Genomic DNA, 19,320 nt, shown 5'->3' with positions numbered 1-19,320 from the left:
GCCTAGCTTAGCCTGAGCGGCGGCCCGGATGAAATCATTGTCACCTTGGTATTAACGCAAAGGGGTAGTCGGCGCAGGGCGGGTCACCGCAGGCTCACCACGCAGATGGCCAAGCTGCTCCAGGGTCTGCAGGCGCGCTTGGGCACGGTAGGCATACTCGTTCTGCGGGTAGCGCTGAATCAGGAACTGGTAGGTCTGCGCTGCATCGACATAGAGTTTCTGCCGCTCCAGGCACTGGCCACGCAGCATCGCCACTTCCGGATGGATGAACGGGCGGGCACGGCTGGTGCGATCGACCTGCGACAGCTCCAGCATCACGCGCTGGCAATCGCCACGGTCGTAGGCACGGTAGGCGTTGTTCAGGTGATGGTCCATGGACCAACGGGTGCAGCCGACGACACTGGCCGCCATGGTTAACACGATCAGGGCTCGCATGGGAATTCTCCTTTGATGGGCAGTATATCGGCCTGCGCCCCGATTTCTTCAGCGCGCCGATGCACGCTTCATCCCGCAGACGCCCGGCGGCAAGCGTCTACCTGTAACCTGCTGCTTGTAGGGTGCTGCCGACGGTGCAACCACCCTCTCGCCAACCTGCAAGGTAGTGCAACGGAACAATGACTACAGCTCAATTGAGGAGTAGCCTTTCGCTGCGCTTCACTATAGGAGTCTGTGCATGACCATCCGCCGTACCAAAATCGTCGCCACCCTGGGCCCCGCCAGCAACTCGCCGGAAGTGATCGAACAACTGATCCTCGCCGGCCTGGACGTGGCACGTCTGAACTTTTCCCACGGCACTCCGGACGAGCACAAGGCCCGCGCTCGCCTGATCCGCGACATCGCCGCCAAGAACGGCCGCCACGTCGCACTGCTGGGCGACCTGCAAGGTCCGAAGATCCGTATCGCCAAGTTCAGCAACAAGCGCATCGAACTGAAGATCGGTGACAAGTTCACCTTCTCCACCGCCCACCCGCTCACCGAAGGCAACCAGGATATCGTCGGCATCGACTACCCCGACCTGGTCAAGGACTGCGGTGTAGGTGACGAGCTGCTGCTCGACGACGGTCGCGTGGTCATGCGCGTCGAAACCGCTACTGCCGACGCGCTGCATTGCGTGGTGATCGTCGGTGGCCCACTGTCCGACCACAAGGGCATCAACCGCAAAGGTGGCGGCCTGACTGCACCGGCCCTGACCGAAAAAGACAAGGCCGACATCAAACTGGCCGCGGAAATGGACCTGGACTACCTGGCCGTCTCCTTCCCGCGTGACGCCAAGGACATGGAATACGCACGCAAGCTGCGTGACGAAGCCGGCGGCAGCGCCTGGCTGGTGGCCAAGATCGAGCGTGCCGAAGCCGTTGCCGACGACGAAACCCTCGACGGCCTGATCGCTGCTTCCGACGCGGTGATGGTTGCCCGTGGCGACCTCGGCGTGGAAATCGGCGACGCCGAGCTGATCGGCATCCAGAAGAAGATCATCCAGCACGCGCGCCGCAACAACAAAGCGGTGATCGTTGCGACCCAGATGATGGAGTCGATGATCCAGAACCCGATGCCGACCCGCGCCGAAGTATCCGACGTGGCCAACGCCGTGCTGGACAACACCGATGCGGTGATGCTGTCGGCCGAAAGCGCCGCCGGCTCGTACCCGATCGAAGCCGTGCAAGCCATGGCGCGCATCTGCCTGGGCGCCGAGAAGCACCCGACCAACCAGAAGTCCAGCCACCGCCTGCACACCACCTTCGAGCGCTGCGACGAGAGCATCGCCCTGGCGGCGATGTACACCGCCAACCATTTCCCTGGCGTGAAGGCGATCATCGCCCTGACCGAAAGCGGCTACACCCCGCTGATCATGTCGCGCCTGCGCTCGCATGTGCCGGTCTTCGCCATGTCGCCGCACCGCGCGACCCAGGCCCGCGTTTCGATGTTCCGCGGCGTGTACCCGATCGCCTTCGATCCGGCTTCGCTGCCGGCCGACAAGGTCAGCCAGGCGGCTGTCGACGAGCTGCTCAAGCGTGGGCTGGTCGAACAGGGTGACTGGGTGATCCTGACCAAGGGCGACAGCTACCACACCATCGGTGGCACCAACGGCATGAAGATCCTGCACGTCGGTGATCCGCTGGTTGGTTGATGCCCAAGCCGTGGCAACGGCCTCAGGCGCCCCCAAAAAAGACCGCTCTTCGGAGCGGTCTTTTTTTGGTAGCCCGCGATAGGCCGTGGTGCTGCAAGAAGTCAGGCATGCTCGACGAACACGTCAGCCAACACCTGATTTCTCGGCACACCGGCGATGAACAATCTGCGCGCGAAGCGCTCGACACTTGCGGGCGATCCACAGAGCAAAGCGATGGTCTGGCGAGAGGTCGGACGCAAGCTGGCAAGCGCCTCCTCAAGATGTTCCTGCAGCACGCATTCGGCATCGATGCCATGCATCTGGTGCAGCGCGGGTTGCAGGTAATGCCCGGCAGCGTCGCATGCCACATGCATCACCTTGATTTCTGCCCGATGGCCTTGACGCAAAGCCTCTCGCACAACGCCCCACAGCGGGGCTAGGCCGGTACCTGCCGCCAGCAACCACAGCGGCCGCTCCTGCCAGTCGGGGTCGTAGTGCAGCGCGCCCCCTCTGAGCTCCCCCAGAACCATCTGGTCGCCAATTTTCAAGCCCCGCGCCTGGTCGCAGAAGGCGCCTGGACGTCGGCAGTCGATATGAAATTCGAGAAATTCATCCTCGCCCGGCAGGCTTGCCAGCGAATAAGGTCGCGCCACCGACCCCAGCCACAGCACCAGATGCTGGCCGGCCCGATAACGCAGGCCACGCTCGGGTCGCAGCCGCAGACGCAACACATCGCCCAGCCAATCGACCTCAATCACCTTCGCAGGCAGGCCGTCGGTCAAGGGATCGAACACGGCAACCCGCATATCGCCGGCCACCCGGCATTGGCATGCCAATCGCCAGCCCTGCTCACGCTTGTCGTCCGGCAAGGCTTCGGGCCGGGCGTCCTGCGGCTCGCCATCGACGCAACGCACCAGGCAGGCGTGGCAACTGCCGGCCCGGCAGCTGTAGGGCACGTTCAGGCCGGCGCCATTGAGGGCATCGAGCAGGTTGCTGCCGGTTGGAACGCTGATGCAGCGCTCGCCCACACGAAGATCGGGCATGTACGAAGGGTCTCCTGAAGTCTGTTGCCATTGTACAGAGCGCCAGCAAGAACGATGCCTGGCAGCGGCCGACCATGGTCCAGACCACTCGCAGGTGTTTCCCACGGGCAGCCGCGCTATACTGCCGCGCCCTTTTTGTGCCGGCCTGACCTGCCGGTGCGCCTTGCAAGGCCTTTCGACGCGCTGGTCGGCTGTGTCGATGCCTTTACGAATGTTCCCGTCTTTAAGAGGAGCGCGCTGCATGACCGTGATCAAGCAAGACGACCTGATTCAGAGCGTTGCCGACGCCCTGCAATTCATCTCGTACTACCACCCCGTCGATTTCATCCAGGCGATGCACGAAGCCTATCTGCGTGAAGAATCGCCCGCTGCCCGCGACTCCATCGCCCAGATCCTGATCAACTCGCGCATGTGCGCTACCGGCCACCGCCCGATCTGCCAGGACACCGGTATCGTCACCGTGTTCGTGCGCGTTGGCATGGACGTGCGCTGGGACGGCGCGACCATGAGCCTGGACGACATGATCAACGAGGGCGTGCGCCGCGCCTACAATCTGCCGGAAAACGTCCTGCGCGCCTCCATCCTGGCCGACCCGGCCGGTGCCCGCAAGAACACCAAGGACAACACCCCGGCGGTGATCCACTACTCCATCGTGCCCGGCGACAAGGTCGAAGTCGACGTCGCAGCCAAGGGCGGCGGTTCGGAGAACAAGTCGAAGATGGCCATGCTCAACCCGTCCGACTCGATCGTCGACTGGGTGCTCAAGACCGTCCCGACCATGGGCGCTGGCTGGTGCCCGCCTGGCATGCTGGGCATCGGCATCGGCGGTACAGCAGAGAAAGCCGCAGTCATGGCCAAGGAAGTGCTCATGGAGTCGATCGATATCCATGAACTGAAAGCCCGTGGCCCGCAGAACCGCATCGAAGAGATCCGCCTGGAGCTGTTCGAGAAGGTCAACCAGCTGGGCATCGGCGCCCAGGGCCTGGGCGGCCTGACCACCGTGCTCGACGTCAAGATCATGGACTACCCGACCCACGCCGCTTCGCTGCCGGTGTGCATGATCCCCAACTGCGCCGCCACCCGTCACGCCCACTTCGTGCTCGATGGCTCCGGCCCGGCAGAGCTGGAAGCGCCGTCGCTGGATGCCTACCCGGAAATCGTCTGGGAAGCCGGCCCGAGCGCACGTCGCGTCAACCTCGACGAGATCACCCCCGAAGAAGTCGCCAGCTGGAAACCGGGCGAGACCATCCTGCTCAACGGCAAGATGCTCACCGGCCGTGACGCTGCACACAAGCGCATGGTCGAAATGCTCAACCGTGGCGAAGAGCTGCCGGTGGATCTGAAAGGCCGCTTCATCTACTACGTCGGCCCGGTCGATCCGGTCGGTGACGAAGTGGTCGGCCCTGCCGGCCCGACCACTGCTACGCGCATGGACAAGTTCACCCGGCAGATCCTCGAGCAGACTGGCCTGCTGGGCATGATCGGCAAGTCCGAGCGCGGCCCGACCGCCATCGAGGCGATCAAGGACAACAAGGCCGTGTACCTGATGGCCGTTGGCGGCGCCGCCTACCTGGTGGCCCAGGCGATTCGCAAGTCCAAGGTCCTGGCGTTCGCCGAACTGGGCATGGAAGCGATCTACGAGTTCGACGTCAAGGACATGCCGGTCACCGTCGCGGTGGACAGCAATGGCGAGTCGGTGCACATCACCGGCCCTGCGCTGTGGCAGAACAAGATTGCCCAGAGCCTGGCTGTTGAAGTGAAGTAAGGCTGCTTTAATCCCAGGCTGAAACAGCAGCGCCCCGTTCGCGGGCAAGCCCGCTCCTACAAGGAGCGGGCTTGCCCGCGAACGGGGCGCTGCCGTTTTAGCCCAGGATCACAACAACAGATCCTTGAGCCAGAACGACAGCGTCTTGTCTGACTCATCCGCTTCATCAAGATCGCGCCAGGCATACGACGCACGCATGGACGGCTGATGCAGGAAGCCACGATTACGCCAGAAGCCGTGTAGCGGCTTATAGTCGTCGGGTCGTCGCGGATGGCCATTGGGCCGTTCGACGGCGCTGAACGCACAGTAATGAAAGCCGCCCAACTTGTGCGCATAGGACTCACGCTCGATGAAAAAACGCACACCCAATCCCCGCCCGCGATAAGCCGGCAGCAACACCGACTTGCCGAAATAATAGACTGTACGCGGATCGCGCCCCTGCTCGAGAAACGGCTGGCGCAACGCCTCGCTCTTGTCACTCAGCGGCAGACCGGTCGAGGCACCGACCACCCGCCCCTCGTCCACTGCCAGGATCGCCAGGCTGCACTCGCAGTCGATGTAGCGGCGAAGCGCATCGGCCTCGCACTCCGGCGTACCCTCGTAGAGGTAGGGAAACTCGCGTAGCAATGTCAGGCGCAGGCGAGCGATGTCATCGATGTAAGGCGCGATGGCAGCGCCGTGGAGCAGGCGGATTTCCATGCGGGGCGATCGCTCTGTCGATGTGGGTGAAGCGCCCGGCCAAGCCGGGCCTGAGGGGAAACCCTAACATCGGCTGCGCCATGCGCCCTTTCCCCTGCGCGACGGGTATTTCTCCAGAACCGCTACCCGGCGCTATCGCGAATCAGCCGATACGCGTCCCCAGCACCTTGAGCAAAGCCGCCAGCCACGCCGGATGCGCCGGCCATGCCGGTGCGGTCACCAGATTGCCATCCACATGCGCCTGGTCGATGGCGATATCCACGAACCGTCCCCCGGCCAACCGCACCTCCGGCGCGCACGCAGGATAAGCGCTGCATTCACGCCCTTCGAGCACCCCGGCCGCCGCCAGCAACTGTGCGCCATGGCACACCGCCGCGATCGGCTTGCCCGCCTGGTCGAATTCCTTGACCAGTTTCAGCACCCGTTCGTCCAGGCGCAGGTACTCCGGCGCCCGCCCACCGGGGATCAGCAGCGCGTCATACCCTTCGGCACGCACCTGGACGAAATCGAAGTTGAGGGCGAAGTTGTGCCCAGGTTTCTCGCTGTAGGTCTGGTCGCCCTCGAAGTCGTGGATGGCCGTGCGCACGGTCTGCCCGGCGATCTTCTCGGGGCAGACCGCGTGCACTGTGTGGCCGACCATCTGCAAAGCCTGGAACGGCACCATCACCTCGTAGTCCTCGACGTAATCGCCTACCAGCATGAGAATCTTCTTCGCCGTCATCGCATTCACTCCTTCGTTTGCAGGGAACAATCACTGCACGATAGTCCGCTTTGTCCATGACCGATATACGGCGCAGGTCTCAGTTGCGGCGATCCAGCAGATTGACTACCAGACGATCCAGCCAGCCCCAGATCCGCTGCTGCACCCGCCGCCACAGCGGTCGGGCCTTCCAGTGATCCAGATCGACCTCCTCGCTCACGGCGAAATCCCGCGTGAAGCTGGCCAGCACCGCTGCGGTCAGCGGCGGGTCGAGGGCCTCGACGTTGGCTTCGAGGTTGAAGCGCAGGTTCCAGTGGTCGAAGTTGCACGAGCCGATGCTGACCCAGTCGTCGACCACGGCCATCTTCAGGTGCAGGAAGCATGGCTGGTATTCGAAGATCCTCACCCCGGCGCGCAGCAAGCGAGGGTAGTAACGATGGCCGGCGTAGCGCACCGAAGGGTGGTCGGTACGTGGGCCCGTGAGCAGCAAGCGTACGTCGATGCCCTTTTGCGCCGCCCGGCGCAGCGAGCGGCGCACGCTCCAGGTTGGCAGAAAATACGGCGTCGCCAGCCAGATGCGACGCTGCCCACTGTTCAGCGCACGGACCAGCGAATGCGGGATGTCGCGGTGCTGGCGTGCATCGGCATAGGCCACGCGGCCCAGGCCCTGCCCCTGCGCCGGCATCTTCGGCAGGCGCGACAGGCCGAAGTTCTCGGGCGGGCGCCAGGCGGTACGGCGGTGGTTGGCGTGCCACTGGCGGTCGAACAGCACCTGCCAGTCACTCACCACCGGCCCCTCCATGCGCACCATCACTTCATGCCACTCGCTCGCCTGCTGCCCCGGTGTCCAGAATTCGTCGGTCACGCCGGTGCCACCCACCACCGCCCAGTGCTCATCCACCAGCAGCAGCTTGCGGTGATCGCGGTACAGGTTGCGCAGGCCCCGGCGCCAGCGCAGGCGGTTGTACAGCCGCAGCTCGACACCGGCGGCCTGCAAGCGTTGGCGCAGTGCCGAAGGGAAAGCCAGGGCGCCGTAGTCGTCGAACAGGCAACGCACCCGCACACCACGCAAGGCGGCCGACTCCAGGGCCTCGACCACCGCATCGGCACAGGCCCCCGCCTCCACCAGGTACAGTTCCAGATCGACCTGGCGCTCGGCGCGCACGATCGCCGTGAGCATGCGCGGAAAAAATTCCGGGCCGTCGATCAGCAGTTCGAACTGGTTGCCATCCCGCCAGGGGAAGACTGGCCCTGGCATGTCAACGTGCGGTGAAGATCAGCACCGCATTCACCGGCACCGACGGGTTGATGGACTTGAGCTTGGCGAACTTGCGCAGGCTTTCCAGCCCTGGCAGCAAGCCGTAATCCTCGGCCCGCAACAGTAGCGGCTCGAGGGTCACCACCTGGAAGCGCCGCTCATCGAGGCGGGTGGCCAGCAGCAGCGCGTTGTAGTTGTGGGACTGGCCGTGCAGGGTCACGGTCAGTGGCAGGCGCAACTCCAGCTGGGCACCGTTGGCCAGGTCGTTGATCGGCCGCAGGTCGAGCTGGGCCTTGACCGTCGCTTCGGGGAAGCGCTCGACCTCGAACAGGCCGTCACGCATGCGCTCATCACGTAGCGGGATACCGCTGCTCACCGAATCCATCTCGATGCTCAAGCCAGCCACACCCTTGCGGTCGATGGTGCCGTGCAACACCAGGAAGCGGTGCACCTCGGCAGTATCGCCGTTCTTGCCGGTGATGAACGACAGGCGCGAGGACTCGCCGTCCAGATGCCAGTTGGCATGGGCGGGCAGACACAGGGCCAGCAACAGGGCGGGTAACAGGCGGAGCAAAGTGGACATGTGAAACCTCGTGAAGCAAGGCCAGCCACCTTACCCTGCGGGCCTTCACGGCAGCAAGCGACAACCCTCGCGAGGCCCCTGCCAGGCAGCCTCGCTAAGCCGTCCCAGGCCTTCGGCGCGAACGCTGCGTGCGCGGCTGTCCTCTTCCAGGCGCCCCAACGGCAGGTACTGCTTCACATAAGCCCGGCAATAGGCCTCGTCAAACCCCATGACGAAGCGGCACGAGCAGTACTCCTTTGCCGAATACGCCGGGAGAATGCTCGGAAAATCCGACAGGGCCTGACGTTCGCTCCATCCCGAGGCCAGCAGGACCAGCAGCAGCACCAGCAAGATCCGCTTCATGCGCCCTCCTTCGCCAGCACGGCCAGCACGCGCTTGAGCAGTTCGTTGTGGCTGTAGCTGCCGTCGCGGTCGTCGCCGTAGCGTACGATCACCAGCTTCTGCGTGGGCAACACGTACAGCGCCTGGCCCCAGTGACCGAGGGCGGCGAAGGTGTCGGTAGGTGCGTCTGGCCAGGGCGTCGGGTTGCCCGGCAGTGGCTGGTTCAGCCACCAGTGCCCGCCAGGGTTGGCATCGCCCGGCACCGGCTCGGCATGGGTGAACAGGGTGCGGTTGAAGGCCACCCAGTCGGCAGGGAGCAGTTGCCGCTCACGCCAACGCCCGTCGCGCTGCATCAGCAGCCCGATGCGCGCAAGATCGCGAGCACTGAGGTAGAGGTAGGAGGAGCCGACATAGGTACCCGCAGCGTCGCGCTCCCACACCGCATGCGTGATGCCAAGCGGGGTGAACAGCGCCTGCCAGGGATAGTCGGCGTATTGATCCGGCGTGAGCATGCCGCGCAAGGCCGCCGCCAGCAGGTTGCTGTCGCCGCTGGAATAGGCGAAATGCTCACCCGGCGTCTCGGCTTGCGCCATGCCAGCGGTATAGGCCGCCATGTCATTGCGCCCGCGGGTATAGAGCATCGCCACTACCGAGGATTTCAATGGCGCGTATTCATAGTCTTCCTGCCAGGCCAGGCCGCTGGCCCAGTGCAGCAGGTCGACCAGGCGCAGTTGCGGATGCTCACGCAGGGCGGGGTAATAGCGGGCGGCCGGATCATCGAGCTGGAACCGCCCTTCGCCGCGGGCGACGCCCAACAGCGTGGCCAGCACGCTCTTGCTGATCGACCAGGTCAGGTGCGGGGTATCGGCACTTGTAGGGGCGGCGTAGCGCTCGTACAGGACGCGACCGTCACGAATGATCAGCAGTGCATCGCTGCGCACACCGCTGCGAACGGCATCGTCGCGCAGCGGGAAGGCATAGGCGTCGACAGCCTGCCAGTCGTACTGCGTCGGATCCTGCTGCCAGTGGCTGCCCGGCCACTCCTCGGCGTACACCGGCAGGGCGATCAGCCCGAGAATACCCAGCACCACCTTCAGTCTGCCCATCGATACCTCACGCGCGGTCAATCGGCGGAGGATGCCTGGGCTTCATGACAATCCTGCAGCAGCCCAGGCCTTGGCCAGGCGCCTTTCCCGGGTCGCAGCCGCCAGCGCCAGCAGCCCCTGGTCGCGTTGCCAGAGCTGCATCCAGTGTTCGGGGCCTTCGACCAGGGCCTTGTCGATATCGACCCGCAGTGCCTGGAACTGGGCGAACAGACCGGCCAGCAACAGATGACAGCCCACGCTGTCGGCGCACTGCCGACTGGCCTCGGCACAGGCGGCGAGCAAGCCGATCAGGCGCAGGCGCAACGCCTGCGGCCAGGCGCACTCCTGGCCAACGCCATGCAGCCATCCGAGCAGCGCAGTGAGTACATAGAGGTCTTCGAGGGAGCGGAACGGTTTGACATAGGCATCCCAGCCATCACCGGCCAGCAGTTCGCAGGCCGCGTGCTTCAGTTCGACACGGGCATGGCCGACCTCGGGCATCAACGGCAGGGTCGGCAACGCTTCGAGGGTCACGCCGGGCTCACCGGGGTAGACCACCGCCAGGCTCAGCCGCGCGCCCTCGCCCTGCGCTTCGCTGCGGGCCGCCACCAACAGCCATTCGGCGTCGAGGCCGGCGGTGACGAAATCCTTGCGACCACTCAGCCGCAAGCCGTCGAGGCGGGTGTGCATGTCGGCCGGACGCACACTGCGCCGCTCGGTGGCGCACAAGGCCCCCAATCCAGCAGGCGCGCTGGGCCAGAGCACACGCAAGGCTGCCTGGTAACCGACCAGAAAGGCCAATCCCGGCGTATCCATCGCGCGCCCACCCAGCGCCGCCAGCTCGAACGGCGTGACAGCGCCCAGGCGCTCCAGCGTGGCCGCGTAGGTCTCGCCCAGGGTGGCCGCCAGCGCCTGGCGCAGCGGGTCGTTGAGTCGTTGCAACCAGGTCATCGAATGCTCCTCGTGAGGGGTGTCACGCAAGCATCACCAAAGATTCATGGAGGTGACACCGCGCCTACCTAGGCTGAATTTGCACAACAAAGCCGACCGGCCGCAACCCTATTTGGCTGGCTTATGGAGACTCGCAATGACTCGGATCGCTCGCTCTGGCGACAACAGCACTGAACGCCGTCTGCAAGCCGAACGCCTGGTCGGCGCTGCGGCCCTGCAGGAAGCACAGGCCCTGCGTTTCAAGGTGTTCAGCGCCGAATTCAAGGCCAAGCTCAAGGGCGCCGAACTGGGCCTGGACATGGATGACTACGATATCCACTGCCGCCACATCGGTGTGCGCGACCTGGCCACCGGCCAGTTGGTCGCCACCACCCGCCTGCTCGACCACCAGGCCGCCAGCAGCCTGGGCCGCTTCTACAGTGAAGAAGAATTCAGCCTGCATGGCCTGCTGCAACTGCAAGGTCCGATCCTGGAGCTGGGCCGCACCTGCGTCGACCCCGACTACCGCAACGGCGGCACCATCGCCGTGCTCTGGGGCGAGCTTGCCGAAGTGCTCAACGAAGGTCGTTACAGCTACCTGATGGGCTGCGCCAGCATCCCCATGCAGGACGGCGGCATCCAGGCCCACGCAATCATGCAGCGCCTGCGCGAACGCTACCTGTGCAACGAGCACCTGCGCGCCGAGCCGAAAAAGCCGCTCCCCAGCCTGGCCCTGCCGAACAACGTGATCACCGAGATGCCACCGCTGCTCAAGGCGTACATGCGCCTGGGAGCGAAGATCTGTGGCGAGCCTTGCTGGGACGAAGACTTCCAGGTCGCCGACGTGTTCATCCTGCTCAAGCGCGATGACCTCTGCCCGCGCTACGCCCGCCACTTCAAGGCGGCAGTCTGATGCCGGGCCTGCGGGCCTGTGCCCGCCTCCTGCGCCTGGTGCTGGTGCTGTTGCTGGGAATGGCCATGGCCAGCGTCATCGCCCTGGGCGAACGCTTGGGCCTGCACGCATCCATCGAGCGACGGCAACGTTGGACCTGCCTGTTCATGAAACGCCTGATCGGCGCCCTGCCCTTCGAGGTGCAGGTCGTCGGTGAACTGCCGCAGCGCTCGATGCTGTGGGTCAGCAACCACGTGTCTTGGACCGACATCCCGGTACTGGGCATGCTCACCCCGCTGTCGTTCCTGTCCAAGGCCGAGGTACGCCAATGGCCGCTGGCCGGCTGGCTGGCGGAGAAGGCCGGCACCTTGTTCATTCGCCGTGGCGGGGGTGATGCCCAGCGTCTGCGTGAACAGATCAGCGAGCAATTGGGCCAGGCCAGACCGTTGCTGATCTTCCCTGAAGGCACCACCACCGATGGCCGTGCCTTGCGCACCTTCCACGGGCGCCTGCTGGCCGGCGCCATCGACCAGGGCACGCCCGTGCAGCCAGTGGCGATCCAGTACCTGCGCAACGGTGAACCGGACCCGATCGCGCCGTTCATTGGCGATGATGACCTGGTTTCGCACTTGATGCGCCTGTTTGGCCGGGAGCGGGGGGAGGTGGTGATTCACCTGCTGGCGCCGGTGGAGAGTCAGGGCAAGGAACGTGCGGCGCTGGCGTTCATGGCGCAGCAGGCGATTCAGATGGCGTTGTTCGGGGTCGAGGACGTCGAGGTGGCGGTGCCGCGTCGGCAGGCCAGGGCGGCCTGATTGCTGGGGTGGGTCGACCGGCCCTATCGCGGGGCAAGCCCGCTCCCACAGGTACCCCACTGTATCCAAAAACAATGGGGTACCTGTGGGAGCGGGCTTGCCCCGCGATAGGGCCCTGACAGCCCTCGAACCCTCAACGCCCCGTAGCCGCAAACACCTGCAACTGCGGGTAGAACTCGCGAAAATCCGCCAGCAACGGCTCATACAGCCGCTCCAGCTCATCCATCACCCCAGCCATCCCTTCCGGCCGCGACAAGCGCCGGGCAATGCCATTGAAGACCTGCTCCAGCGTGGCGAAATCACCATAGGCTCCCAGCCAGTCATCCGCTGCCATGAACGGCGCAATGCGTGCCAAGCGCCCCGGCAACTGCGGCTCGGCCAACAGTACCCGGTAAAAGCTGTCGGTAAACTGCGCCAGCGGCTGCTCGGCGTAATCCGCCCAGTGCCGTGCCAGGCAGTGATCGAAGAACACGTCGAGCACAATCCCGGCAAACCGCCGACGCTCCCGCGGGAAACGCGCCAGCGCCGCCAGCACCAGCGGGTGGCTGTCGGTGTAGCGATCGATCTGTCGATGCAACCGGATTGCCGCCTCCAGCTCAGGCGCAAAGCGCCCTTCGAGCGGGCCTTTGACGAAATCGCCGTACAGGCTGCCGAGCAGTTGCTGCGGCGCGGGGCCGCCAAGGTGCAGGTGTGCGAGGTAGTTCATGGCGGCATTCTAGCACCGTGGCCATTTATATCGTTATAACGCGATATAACGATTTCAGCTCAGCTCAGAACCTCTTCATATTTGTATATCGCGAAATACCGATTTATATTTCGCCCCATCGCGATATACCGCTACACACCACGAGCCCAACCATGCCTCTCGACCTCGACGAAATAATAAAAGCCCTGGCCCATCCGGTCCGCCGAGACATCCTCAACTGGCTGAAGAACCCAGCGGCGCAATTCCCCGACCAGCACCACAGCACCGAATTCGGCGTCTGTGCCGGGCAGATCGATCAACGCTGCGGCCTGTCGCAGTCGACCGTCTCCGCCCACCTGGCCACCTTGCAGCGCGCAGGCCTGATCAGCAGCCAGAAGGTCGGGCAGTGGCATTTCTTCAAGCGCAACGAGGAAACCATCCAGGCCTTCCTCGAGCAGATGAGCCAAGAGCTCTGACAAGGACCTTGCAATGCCCCTTTCACTGTTGATCCTGGCGCTGAGCGCCTTTGCCATCGGCACCACCGAGTTCGTCATCATGGGCCTGCTGCCCGATGTGGCGCGCGACCTGGGGGTGAGCATTCCCGGCGCCGGCTGGCTGGTGACCGGCTACGCCCTGGGCGTGGCGATCGGAGCGCCGTTCATGGCCCTGGCCACGGCCCGTCTGCCACGCAAGGCGGCATTGGTAGTGCTGATGGGCGTGTTCATCGTCGGCAATCTGCTGTGTGCAGTGGCCAGCGACTACAACCTGCTGATGTTCGCCCGCGTGGTCACCGCCCTGTGCCACGGCGCATTCTTCGGTATCGGCTCGGTGGTCGCGGCCAGCCTGGTACCGGCCAACCGCCGCGCCTCGGCCGTGGCCCTGATGTTCACCGGCCTGACCCTGGCCAACGTGCTCGGCGTGCCACTGGGCACCGCCCTCGGCCAGGTCGCCGGCTGGCGCTCGACCTTCTGGGCCGTGACCGGCATCGGCGTGATCGCATTGATCGGCCTGATCCGCTTTCTGCCCCTGCAACAGGATGCCGAAAAGGTCGACATGCGTGCTGAACTCGCCTCCCTCAAGGGTGCCCGGATCTGGTTGTCGCTGAGCATGACCGTACTGTTCTCGGCCTCGGTGTTCGCCCTGTTCACCTACGTCGCGCCACTGCTCGGTGATGTTACCGGCGTATCGCCACGCGGCGTGACCTGGACCCTGGTGCTGATCGGCCTGGGCCTGACCCTGGGCAACATCCTCGGAGGCAAGCTTGCCGATCGCCGCCTCGCCGCCACGCTGGTGGGCGTGTTCGCCACCATGGCGGTGGTCTCCACCCTGTTCAGCTGGACCAGCAACGCGCTGGTGCCCGCCGAAATCACCCTGTTCCTCTGGGCCACCGCTGCCTTCGCCGCCGTTCCGGCGCTGCAGGTCAACGTGGTCACCTACGGCAAGGATGCGCCGAACTTGGTCTCCACCCTGAATATTGGCGCTTTCAACCTGGGCAACGCTCTGGGCGCCTGGGTCGGCGGCAGCGTCATCGCCCATGGCCTGGGCCTGACCAGCGTACCGCTGGCTGCAGGTGCCCTGGCTGTCCTGGCGCTGATCGTCACCCTGATCACTTTCAACCAGCGCGGCGACAACGACGCCGAACTGGCCGCTGCATCCAACTGACCTACGCGAGGCTTGCGATATGACCACGCTTTTCGATCCGATCACCCTGGGCGACCTCGAGCTGCCCAACCGCATCATCATGGCCCCGCTGACCCGCTGCCGCGCCGACGAGGGCCGCGTGCCCAACGCACTGATGGCCGAGTACTACGTGCAGCGCGCCAGCGCCGGCCTGATCCTCAGCGAAGCCACTTCGGTCACGCCGATGGGCGTCGGCTATCCCGACACCCCCGGCATCTGGTCCAACGACCAGGTCCGTGGCTGGCTCAACGTGACCCAGGCCGTGCATGGCGCCGGCGGGCGCATCTTCCTGCAACTGTGGCACGTGGGGCGCATCTCCCACCCGTCGTACCTGAACGGTGAGCTACCGGTGGCCCCAAGCGCGATCCAGCCCAAAGGCCACGTCAGCCTGGTGCGTCCGCTGAGCGACTACCCGACTCCACGTGCGCTGGAAACCGAAGAAATCGCTGACATCGTCGAGGCTTACCGGACCGGTGCCGAGAACGCCAAGGCTGCTGGTTTCGACGGCGTGGAAATCCATGGCGCCAATGGTTACCTGCTCGATCAGTTCCTGCAGAGCAGCACCAACCAGCGCACCGACCAATACGGCGGCTCGCTGGAAAACCGTGCCCGCCTGCTGCTGGAAGTGACCGACGCTGTGGTCGGTGTCTGGGGCGCCAAGCGCGTTGGCGTGCATCTCGCACCACGGGCCGATGCCCATGACATGGGCGACGCCGACCGCGCCGAGACCTTCACCTACGTTGCCCGTGAACTGGGCAAGCGCGGCATCGCCTTCATCTGCTCGCGGGAAAAAGAAGCCGACGACAGCATCGGCCCGCTGATCAAAGAGGCGTTCGGCGGCCCCTACATCGTCAACGAACGCTTCACCAAGGCCACCGCCAACGCAGCACTGGCCAGCGGCAAGGCCGATGCCGTCGCCTTCGGCATCCCGTTCATCGCCAACCCAGACCTGCCAGCACGCCTGGCAGCCGATGCGCCGCTGAACGAGCCGCACCCCGAGACGTTCTACGGCAAAGGGCCAGTGGGCTACATCGACTATCCGCGGATGTAACGCACACGCTGAAAAAAAGCCCGCCCCCACACATGGTCGTGGGGGCGGGCTTTTTTTGACCTGCGCAGGCGATCAGGGCCGCGCGTTGATCTGCTGCTGCAGGTTCTGGATCTGGCTCTGCAAGGTGTTGAGGCTGCGGGTGGTCTGACCACGGAAGGCATCGAACTCCTGCACCGACGCGCCACTGGCAGCCGCGCTGGCCGGACGGTTGTCCGCCTGGCTCTTGAGCACCAGCACATCCTGCTCCAGGCTCTCGATCGCAGCGCCTTGCTTCTTCATCGCGGCCACCTCGCTGCTCAGGCTCTTGAGCTGGCCATCGAGCTTGCCGCCATCGACCTGGCCCGACTTGAGCGCTGTCAGTTCCGTATTCACGGCCTTGAGCTGCGCCTGCAACTGGGTCTGCAGTTCGGTCACCGCCTTCTGCTGCTCGCGGGTATCGGCCAGCACCTGCTCCAGGCGCTTGCCCAGATCGCCGGCCTGACCAGCGACGCCTTCCTGCTGCTTGCTCTGCTCGGCAAGGCTGGCCTGCAACTGGCGAATCTGCAGTTTCAGGGCTTCGCTGCCAGTGCTGCTGTTCGACTCGCTGGCATCGACCTTGCCGCTGATCGCCTGCAGGCGGCCGGCAGCTTCCTCGCTGATGCGGGCAAAGCTCTCCTGAGTGGCCACCAATTGCTGCTCCATCAGCGAGATCTGCTGGAAGCTCCACCAGCCAAGCCCGGCCAGGGCGATGAACGAGGCCAGCAGCAGCGCCCACAGCGGGCCGTTGCTGGCTGGCCGCGCGGCTTTCTGGCGGCCGCGGGCCACGTGAGCCGGAAGCAGTTCATCATCGTCAGGCGTACCCGCCCTCAGGACCGGCACATCATCGAAATCATCGTGGGCATCGTTGCGCATGGGTAGGTTCGACCGCACTAATAGCAAAGAGACATATTATAAACCGCCCGGGCGGCGCACTGATGACCATCGTCCGCCCGACAGGTTCACTGCTGCCCCGGAAGGTGCTGCCACCAGCCGCAGAATTCATCCAGCGCGGTCCACAGGCTGACCTTGGGGCGGTAGTCGAGATTATGCCGGGCGCGGCTGATGTCGAGTGTGAAATCCTTGCTCATCACCTGCATCGCGGTACGTGTCAGGGTGGGTTGCGGCCGGCCGGGCCAGAGCATGCAGGCGGCCTCGTTGACAGCTGCGAGGCTGTAGGCCAGGCGATAGGAGCGGTAACGGGTGACTTGCGGCAACTGCATCTGGCGCATTACATAATTGACCACGTCCCACAGTGGCAGTGGCTGGCCGTTGCTGATGTTGTAGGCCTGGCCCAGCGCCTGCTCTTCGGCGAACAGGGCGCTGAGCAGCGCCTCGTTGAGGTTGTGCACGCTGGTGAAGTCGACCTTGTTCAGGCCGTTGCCGATGATCGCCAGACGCCCCTTGCCCTGCATGCGCATCAGCCGCGGGAAGATGCTCGCATCCCCTGCGCCGGTGACGAAGCGCGGACGCAGGGCGAGCACTTCGAGGCCGAACTCCTGGGCACCGAAGACTTTCTGCTCGGCCAGATGCTTGGTCAGCGCATAGTGATCGTGAAAACGCCGCGGCACCTGGTCCTCGCGAATGTCCAGGCGCGAGCGGCCAGTGAAGTAGATCGACGGCGACGACAGGTGCACCAGGCGCCGCACATGTTCTTTCAGGCAACCTTCGACCACGTTCTCGGTGAGCACCACGTTGCCATGATGAAAATCCTGATAACGCCCCCAGTTGCCCACCGCCCCCGCGCAATGCACCACGGCGTCGACGCCCTGGCACAGGCGGCGCGCCACCTCGGCGTCGCCCAGGTCGCCTGGAATGAACTGCGCCCCGCGCTTGACCAGGTGCTCCACGCCTTCGGCACGGCGGCCGTTGACCCGCACCTGCAGGCCCTGCTCCAGGGCAAAACGCGCAAAGCGCCCGCCAATGAAGCCGCTCGCGCCGGTGACCAGAATTCGCATGTAAGACTCCGCCTTGCCAGATTACAGATGCAGTTGACGCCGCCCGTGCCTACAAGGGCACCAGCCAACCTGGCGCCGCCTGGCGCAGGTGTTCTGTCAGTTGTGCGAGCAGTTGCCCGCCGTTGCGCCAATGATGCCAGTACAACGGCACATCGATGGGAGTATCGCTGCAGATTTCCACCAACTGGCCACTGGCCAGTTGTTCGCGGGCCTGCAGTTCAGGCACCAGGCCCCAACCGAGCCCGGCTTCGGTCAGACGCAAAAAACCCTCGGACGACGGGCACAGGTGATGCAGGAAACCGTCCTCGATCCCCAATGACGCCAGGTAGCGGTGCTGCAGGAAATCGTCAGGCCCGAAGACCACCGCCGGTGTACGGGCCAGCCGCGCCACCTCGAACCCCTGCGGAAAATACCGCGCCATGAACGCCGGGCTTGCCAGCGCGCGATAGCGCATCGCCCCCAACGGCTGGCTGCGCGCCCCCGCCACCGGGCGCTCGCTACCGCACAGGCAGGCCGCCACCTCGCCGGCACGCATGCGCCGCAGGCCGACTTCCTGATCTTCGACCACCAGGTCCAGCAGCAAGCGTTGCCCGGCACAAAAATCCCCCACTGCCCCGGCCCACCAGGTCGCCAGGCTGTCAGCGTTGAGAGCGATACGCAGACGTTCGGGCATGCCCTCTTCATCCAGCGCCGGGACCTGGCGCTGCAGGTCACGCTCGAGCAGGCGCACCTGCTGCACGTGGTTGAGCAACTGGCGACCGACATCGGTCGGGCTCGGTGGCGTGGCACGCACCAGCACCGGCTGGCCGACACGCGCCTCCAGCAGTTTGATGCGTTGCGAGATGGCCGACTGCGAAAGCCCCAGTACCTGGGCGGCGCGCTCGAACCCGCCTTGTTCGATCACGGCGGCGAGGGCAGCGAGCAACTTGTAGTCGAACATCGATTTTCCTAATGCCGGATGAGTACTATTTGTTTTTCTTATACAGCGCCCTTGCCGACAATGGCCAGCATCTTCTTGTGAATACGCGTCGCCCTTCAAAGGTGGCGCCCGTGGAGTGCTCCCGTTATGTGGCAGAGTTACCTGAACGGCATGCTGGTGGCCTTCGGCCTGATCATGGCCATCGGCACCCAGAACGCCTTTGTCCTGGCCCAGAGCCTGCGCCGCGAACATCACCTGCCGGTGGCACTGTTGTGCGTGCTGTGCGATGCGATCCTGGTGGCGGCCGGAGTGTTCGGCCTGGCGACGGTGCTGGCGCACAACCCGCCCCTGCTTGCCGCCGCACGCTGGGGCGGTGCGCTGTTCCTGATCTGGTATGGCGCCAAGGCCCTGCAACGGGCCTGCTCCAAGCAGAGCCTGGAACAGCAGCAAGGCCAAGGCCTGCGTTCACGCCGGGCAGTGCTGCTCAGTGCCCTGGCGGTGACCCTGCTCAACCCCCACGTCTACCTGGACACCGTGCTGCTGATCGGCTCGCTCGGCGCCCAGCAGACGGTGCCCGGTGCCTACGTCGCCGGAGCGGCGAGCGCATCGCTGGTGTGGTTCTTCACCCTGGCCCTGGGCGCCGCCTGGCTCGCACCCTGGCTCGCACGCCCCGGGACCTGGCGGCTGCTGGACCTGATGGTGGCGGTGATGATGTTCGCCGTGGCCGCGCAACTGATCCTCGGCTGATTCCCCACTGGTCGCCGGGGCCCAACCGCTCTGGAACCTCTATTCCCTATAGTTGTTGCGTGGTTATGCG

General features: G+C 64.9%; 21 protein-coding genes. 8 read left to right on the top strand and 13 right to left on the bottom strand.

Annotation, left to right across the window (positions count from 1 at the left end; translation table 11 throughout):
• Positions 1-51: 51 nt before the first annotated feature.
• Positions 52-435 (bottom strand): tol-pal system YbgF family protein, encoded by a 384-nt coding sequence (locus VA602_RS10165; protein ID WP_054893798.1) that lies wholly within the window; start codon positions 433-435, stop codon positions 52-54.
• 238 nt (positions 436-673) lie between these two features.
• On the opposite strand from VA602_RS10165, the gene pyk reads away from it, so the two are divergent.
• Complete coding sequence (pyk, locus tag VA602_RS10160; RefSeq protein WP_054893799.1) at positions 674-2,128, top strand: pyruvate kinase; 1,455 nt, start codon at positions 674-676, stop codon at positions 2,126-2,128.
• Positions 2,129-2,229: 101 nt separating this feature from the next.
• Here the strand turns inward: pyk and VA602_RS10155 are convergent, their stop codons facing one another.
• Positions 2,230-3,150, bottom strand: a complete 921-nt coding sequence (locus tag VA602_RS10155) for an iron-sulfur-binding ferredoxin reductase (RefSeq protein WP_323453151.1) — start codon at positions 3,148-3,150, stop codon at positions 2,230-2,232.
• Between the two features lie 241 nt (positions 3,151-3,391).
• On the opposite strand from VA602_RS10155, the gene VA602_RS10150 reads away from it, so the two are divergent.
• Positions 3,392-4,915 (top strand): fumarate hydratase, encoded by a 1,524-nt coding sequence (locus VA602_RS10150; RefSeq protein ID WP_054893801.1) that lies wholly within the window; start codon positions 3,392-3,394, stop codon positions 4,913-4,915.
• Between the two features lie 108 nt (positions 4,916-5,023).
• Here the strand turns inward: VA602_RS10150 and VA602_RS10145 are convergent, their stop codons facing one another.
• From VA602_RS10145 to VA602_RS10115, 7 genes are all read right to left on the bottom strand, one after another.
• Positions 5,024-5,614: a GNAT family N-acetyltransferase gene (locus VA602_RS10145; protein WP_054893802.1), complete on the bottom strand. Its 591-nt coding sequence runs from the start codon at positions 5,612-5,614 to the stop codon at positions 5,024-5,026.
• Between the two features lie 142 nt (positions 5,615-5,756).
• Positions 5,757-6,335, bottom strand: coding sequence for a DJ-1/PfpI family protein (locus tag VA602_RS10140; protein ID WP_323453150.1), 579 nt, complete (start codon positions 6,333-6,335; stop codon positions 5,757-5,759).
• A gap of 79 nt (positions 6,336-6,414) precedes the next feature.
• A complete protein-coding gene (locus VA602_RS10135) occupies positions 6,415-7,572 on the bottom strand; it encodes a phospholipase D-like domain-containing protein (RefSeq protein WP_323453149.1) in 1,158 nt (385 codons plus the stop codon).
• 1 nt (position 7,573) lies between these two features.
• The gene (locus VA602_RS10130) at positions 7,574-8,155 is read right to left on the bottom strand and encodes a YceI family protein (protein ID WP_054893805.1); all 582 of its coding nucleotides are present in this window, start codon (positions 8,153-8,155) and stop codon (positions 7,574-7,576) included.
• A gap of 45 nt (positions 8,156-8,200) precedes the next feature.
• Positions 8,201-8,497: an amidase gene (locus tag VA602_RS10125; protein WP_323453148.1), complete on the bottom strand. Its 297-nt coding sequence runs from the start codon at positions 8,495-8,497 to the stop codon at positions 8,201-8,203.
• Positions 8,494-9,573, bottom strand: a complete 1,080-nt coding sequence (locus tag VA602_RS10120) for a serine hydrolase domain-containing protein (RefSeq protein ID WP_323453157.1) — start codon at positions 9,571-9,573, stop codon at positions 8,494-8,496. Before VA602_RS10120 ends, VA602_RS10125 begins: the two co-directional genes overlap by 4 nt.
• A 51-nt stretch (positions 9,574-9,624) precedes the next feature.
• Positions 9,625-10,512, bottom strand: a complete 888-nt coding sequence (locus VA602_RS10115) for an acyl-CoA dehydrogenase middle domain-containing protein (protein WP_323453147.1) — start codon at positions 10,510-10,512, stop codon at positions 9,625-9,627.
• A 136-nt stretch (positions 10,513-10,648) separates the two neighbouring features.
• Between VA602_RS10115 and olsB the strand changes: the two genes are divergently transcribed.
• Both olsB and VA602_RS10105 read left to right on the top strand, forming a co-directional pair.
• Positions 10,649-11,404: an L-ornithine N(alpha)-acyltransferase gene (gene olsB, locus VA602_RS10110; RefSeq protein ID WP_063545976.1), complete on the top strand. Its 756-nt coding sequence runs from the start codon at positions 10,649-10,651 to the stop codon at positions 11,402-11,404.
• Positions 11,404-12,195, top strand: coding sequence for a lysophospholipid acyltransferase family protein (locus VA602_RS10105; RefSeq protein WP_323453146.1), 792 nt, complete (start codon positions 11,404-11,406; stop codon positions 12,193-12,195). Before olsB ends, VA602_RS10105 begins: the two co-directional genes overlap by 1 nt.
• A gap of 133 nt (positions 12,196-12,328) precedes the next feature.
• Here VA602_RS10105 and VA602_RS10100 read toward each other — a convergent pair whose 3' ends face one another.
• The gene (locus VA602_RS10100; protein WP_323453145.1) at positions 12,329-12,901 is read right to left on the bottom strand and encodes an acyl carrier protein phosphodiesterase; all 573 of its coding nucleotides are present in this window, start codon (positions 12,899-12,901) and stop codon (positions 12,329-12,331) included.
• A gap of 152 nt (positions 12,902-13,053) precedes the next feature.
• Here VA602_RS10100 and VA602_RS10095 point away from each other — a divergent pair, with 152 nt between their 5' ends.
• From VA602_RS10095 to VA602_RS10085, 3 genes are read left to right on the top strand one after another with little or no spacing between them, the layout of a single operon-like run.
• Positions 13,054-13,356 carry an ArsR/SmtB family transcription factor gene (locus tag VA602_RS10095; RefSeq protein WP_054893811.1) on the top strand — a complete coding sequence of 101 codons (303 nt, stop codon included), beginning with the start codon at positions 13,054-13,056 and terminating at the stop codon, positions 13,354-13,356.
• Between the two features lie 13 nt (positions 13,357-13,369).
• Entirely contained in the window at positions 13,370-14,542 is a 1,173-nt protein-coding gene (locus VA602_RS10090) for an MFS transporter (protein WP_054893812.1), read from the top strand.
• 19 nt (positions 14,543-14,561) lie between these two features.
• Positions 14,562-15,611, top strand: coding sequence for an alkene reductase (locus tag VA602_RS10085; protein ID WP_054893813.1), 1,050 nt, complete (start codon positions 14,562-14,564; stop codon positions 15,609-15,611).
• A gap of 72 nt (positions 15,612-15,683) precedes the next feature.
• On the opposite strand, the gene VA602_RS10080 is transcribed toward VA602_RS10085, so the two are convergent.
• From VA602_RS10080 to VA602_RS10070, 3 genes are all read right to left on the bottom strand, one after another.
• On the bottom strand, positions 15,684-16,502 hold the full coding sequence (locus VA602_RS10080; protein WP_323453144.1) for an ATPase: 819 nt from the start codon (positions 16,500-16,502) through the stop codon (positions 15,684-15,686).
• Between the two features lie 86 nt (positions 16,503-16,588).
• On the bottom strand, positions 16,589-17,584 hold the full coding sequence (locus VA602_RS10075) for an NAD-dependent epimerase/dehydratase family protein (RefSeq protein WP_065864208.1): 996 nt from the start codon (positions 17,582-17,584) through the stop codon (positions 16,589-16,591).
• A 49-nt stretch (positions 17,585-17,633) separates the two neighbouring features.
• Positions 17,634-18,524 carry a LysR family transcriptional regulator ArgP gene (locus tag VA602_RS10070; protein WP_063545988.1) on the bottom strand — a complete coding sequence of 297 codons (891 nt, stop codon included), beginning with the start codon at positions 18,522-18,524 and terminating at the stop codon, positions 17,634-17,636.
• A gap of 126 nt (positions 18,525-18,650) precedes the next feature.
• Between VA602_RS10070 and VA602_RS10065 the strand changes: the two genes are divergently transcribed.
• Entirely contained in the window at positions 18,651-19,250 is a 600-nt protein-coding gene (locus tag VA602_RS10065; RefSeq protein WP_323453143.1) for a LysE/ArgO family amino acid transporter, read from the top strand.
• Positions 19,251-19,320 lie beyond the last annotated feature (70 nt).

The organism is Pseudomonas machongensis, assembly GCF_034961125.1.
Classification (GTDB): domain Bacteria; phylum Pseudomonadota; class Gammaproteobacteria; order Pseudomonadales; family Pseudomonadaceae; genus Aquipseudomonas; species Aquipseudomonas machongensis.
The sequence above is the reverse complement of the archived record's forward strand: the minus strand, read 5'-3'. Positions and strand labels throughout refer to the sequence as shown.

Excerpts from the sequence above, each read along its gene's own strand:
- VA602_RS10165 (WP_054893798.1), bottom strand. The coding sequence starts at position 435 with ATGCGAGCCCTGATCGTGTTAACCATGGCGGCCAGTGTCGTCGGCTGC.
- pyk (WP_054893799.1), top strand. The coding sequence starts at position 674 with ATGACCATCCGCCGTACCAAAATCGTCGCCACCCTGGGCCCCGCCAGC.
- VA602_RS10155 (WP_323453151.1), bottom strand. The coding sequence starts at position 3,150 with ATGCCCGATCTTCGTGTGGGCGAGCGCTGCATCAGCGTTCCAACCGGC.
- VA602_RS10150 (WP_054893801.1), top strand. The coding sequence starts at position 3,392 with ATGACCGTGATCAAGCAAGACGACCTGATTCAGAGCGTTGCCGACGCC.
- VA602_RS10145 (WP_054893802.1), bottom strand. The coding sequence starts at position 5,614 with ATGGAAATCCGCCTGCTCCACGGCGCTGCCATCGCGCCTTACATCGAT.
- VA602_RS10140 (WP_323453150.1), bottom strand. The coding sequence starts at position 6,335 with ATGACGGCGAAGAAGATTCTCATGCTGGTAGGCGATTACGTCGAGGAC.
- VA602_RS10135 (WP_323453149.1), bottom strand. The coding sequence starts at position 7,572 with ATGCCAGGGCCAGTCTTCCCCTGGCGGGATGGCAACCAGTTCGAACTG.
- VA602_RS10130 (WP_054893805.1), bottom strand. The coding sequence starts at position 8,155 with ATGTCCACTTTGCTCCGCCTGTTACCCGCCCTGTTGCTGGCCCTGTGT.
- VA602_RS10125 (WP_323453148.1), bottom strand. The coding sequence starts at position 8,497 with ATGAAGCGGATCTTGCTGGTGCTGCTGCTGGTCCTGCTGGCCTCGGGA.
- VA602_RS10115 (WP_323453147.1), bottom strand. The coding sequence starts at position 10,512 with ATGACCTGGTTGCAACGACTCAACGACCCGCTGCGCCAGGCGCTGGCG.
- olsB (WP_063545976.1), top strand. The coding sequence starts at position 10,649 with ATGACTCGGATCGCTCGCTCTGGCGACAACAGCACTGAACGCCGTCTG.
- VA602_RS10105 (WP_323453146.1), top strand. The coding sequence starts at position 11,404 with ATGCCGGGCCTGCGGGCCTGTGCCCGCCTCCTGCGCCTGGTGCTGGTG.
- VA602_RS10100 (WP_323453145.1), bottom strand. The coding sequence starts at position 12,901 with ATGAACTACCTCGCACACCTGCACCTTGGCGGCCCCGCGCCGCAGCAA.
- VA602_RS10095 (WP_054893811.1), top strand. The coding sequence starts at position 13,054 with ATGCCTCTCGACCTCGACGAAATAATAAAAGCCCTGGCCCATCCGGTC.
- VA602_RS10090 (WP_054893812.1), top strand. The coding sequence starts at position 13,370 with ATGCCCCTTTCACTGTTGATCCTGGCGCTGAGCGCCTTTGCCATCGGC.
- VA602_RS10085 (WP_054893813.1), top strand. The coding sequence starts at position 14,562 with ATGACCACGCTTTTCGATCCGATCACCCTGGGCGACCTCGAGCTGCCC.
- VA602_RS10080 (WP_323453144.1), bottom strand. The coding sequence starts at position 16,502 with ATGCGCAACGATGCCCACGATGATTTCGATGATGTGCCGGTCCTGAGG.
- VA602_RS10075 (WP_065864208.1), bottom strand. The coding sequence starts at position 17,584 with ATGCGAATTCTGGTCACCGGCGCGAGCGGCTTCATTGGCGGGCGCTTT.
- VA602_RS10070 (WP_063545988.1), bottom strand. The coding sequence starts at position 18,524 with ATGTTCGACTACAAGTTGCTCGCTGCCCTCGCCGCCGTGATCGAACAA.
- VA602_RS10065 (WP_323453143.1), top strand. The coding sequence starts at position 18,651 with ATGTGGCAGAGTTACCTGAACGGCATGCTGGTGGCCTTCGGCCTGATC.